Source organism: Streptomyces sp. SID3343 (assembly GCF_009865215.1).
Classification (GTDB): domain Bacteria; phylum Actinomycetota; class Actinomycetes; order Streptomycetales; family Streptomycetaceae; genus Embleya.
Map to the genome: position 1 here is coordinate 1 of NZ_WWJX01000276.1, position 2,001 is coordinate 2,001.

Here is a 2,001-nt window from a genome sequence, read left to right on the forward strand (position 1 = left end):
CTTCGGCACGACGGTGTGGGTAGGTCCTTCGGTGCCCATCGCCCGATCGGCCTGTCGACACGACGCGCGCCGTCGGCGGTCGGCGAGGACGCGAGGCGTCGGCGCCTAACCGGCGTTGAGGTCGCGGTATTCCGGGAGTTGCCAGGCGCCGCCTCGGTCCTCCTTCGTGTGGCGCGCGACGAGTTCCGGGATGCGCAGGAAGCAGGCCAACGCGGTGACGGTGTGAAAGGCGTCGACGGCCAACTTGTTCCTGGGCATGCCCAGTCGCAGGAGGTGCGGCTTGACCTGGGCCTGGATCTCGTTGACGAAAGGCCGCAGCGTGGTGTCGTAGTTCGCCAGGGCGGTGGGTAGATCGTCGGAATGCCGGTTGATCTCGCCGGCCAGGACGTATGCGCCGACCAGGCCACCGGAGACTCCCATGCCGCTGAAGGGGGAAGCGCAGTGAGCGGCGTCTCCGACCAGGACCACGCGCCCCTTCGACCACGTGTCCGTGCGCACCTGCAGCACTTCTTGGGAGTAGAAGTCGTCGGCCGTGCCCATGCCTTCGAGGAAGCGCTCGGTCTGCCAACCCGCGTCACGGAACCTGTCGGTCCAGAACTCTTTTCGGCGCTCGATCGGCTCTCGGTGGACGGCTGAGGACTCCTTGGAGTCTTCCCGCAGTACGAAGTAGACCTGGGTCTCGGTGGGGTTGTGACTCCTGCGCATGATCATCCGGCCGCCGGGAGCGAGGTAGGTGTCTCGGATGTTGCCGTCCGTCGCGATGCGTGGGACGAACCAGTAGGCCATGTGGATGCCCACTCGCCAGTAGGGGTCAGGGGTTCCGGGCGGCAGGACGGCCCGCCGCAGCCGCGACCCCTGTCCGTCCGCGCCGACCAGGAGATCGAACTCGCCGCAAGAGCCGTCCGAGAAGTGGGCGACCACTCGCCTCTCGTCCTGCTCGAATCGGTCCACGCTCACGCCGAAGACGTGCTCCACGTCCTCCTTCGTCGCGTCGTGGAGGATGCGCACCAGGTCACCGCGCATGATCTCGTACTCGGACGTCAGGGTCTGCCGGCCTCGACCCGAGGTGTTGGCCATGATCGTCGCCCTCGCCTTGCCGCGAGCGTTCACGAAGGCGACGCCCGCTTCGTCCACGAGCTTGCTCCTGACGACGTCGAGGAGCCCCATGCGTCGTACGGCGTCGATGCCCTGGCCTCGAAGATCGACCTGGGCGCCGGTGGCCCGCAACGCCGGGAAGCGTTCGACGACGGTTACCCGATGGCCGCCTCGGGCGAGGTGGTAGGCCAGAGCCTCTCCCGCGATCCCACCGCCACAGACGAGAACCCTCAAGGAGGGAACTCCTGATCCGCGTGCCATGGCAAGACCCTCTTTCTATCGGTGATAGGTGGACGGATTTACAGCGTCGCCTATCACCGATAGGTTGTCAACGTGAAGTTGAACCGAGGGACCGTCGTCGACGAGGCGCTCGACCTGCTCGACGAGGTCGGCTTGGACGCTGTCAGCACCAGACGTCTCGCGCAGCGACTGGGCGTCGAACAGCCGTCGCTCTACTACCACTTCCGGAACAAGAAGGAGCTGCTCGACGCCATGGCCGAGGCCGCCATGACGCCCCATGCGACGGCACCGCTACCGGAGCCCGACGACGACTGGCGGGAGTGGTTCCTCAAGAACACCCGCGGCTTCCGCAACACCTTGCTGCTACGCCGCGACGGTGCGCGGCTCCACGCCGGAAGCCGCCCGGGAGGGACGGACCTCGACCGAATCGGCCACAAAATGGCGTTCCTGCTGGCATGCGGCGTGCCTGAGCGCGATGCCCGGATGGCGATGCTGGCTGCCGGCCGCTTCACGATCGGCTGCGTGCTGGAGGAGCAGGCGGACGCCGACCCCGGTAACAGCGCGGGCCGTCCCGCCGTCCCGCCGATCGAGATCGAGCACGAGTCGGCCTTCGAAGCGGGACTGGCTCTCCTCTTGGACGGTCTGGCGAACCGCGTCGACAAGGCC

Annotated in this window: 2 protein-coding genes; one reads left to right on the forward strand and one right to left on the reverse strand. The window is 67.2% G+C overall.

What is annotated here, in order from left to right:
* Positions 1 to 105 precede the first annotated feature (105 nt).
* Positions 106 to 1,329, reverse strand: coding sequence for an FAD-dependent oxidoreductase (locus GT354_RS09640; RefSeq protein ID WP_237534561.1), 1,224 nt, complete (start codon positions 1,327 to 1,329; stop codon positions 106 to 108).
* Positions 1,330 to 1,434: 105 nt separating this feature from the next.
* On the opposite strand from GT354_RS09640, the gene GT354_RS09645 reads away from it, so the two are divergent.
* Positions 1,435 to 2,001 (forward strand): TetR/AcrR family transcriptional regulator C-terminal domain-containing protein (locus GT354_RS09645; protein WP_161355857.1); only part of this gene is annotated, 567 nt, incomplete at its 3' end.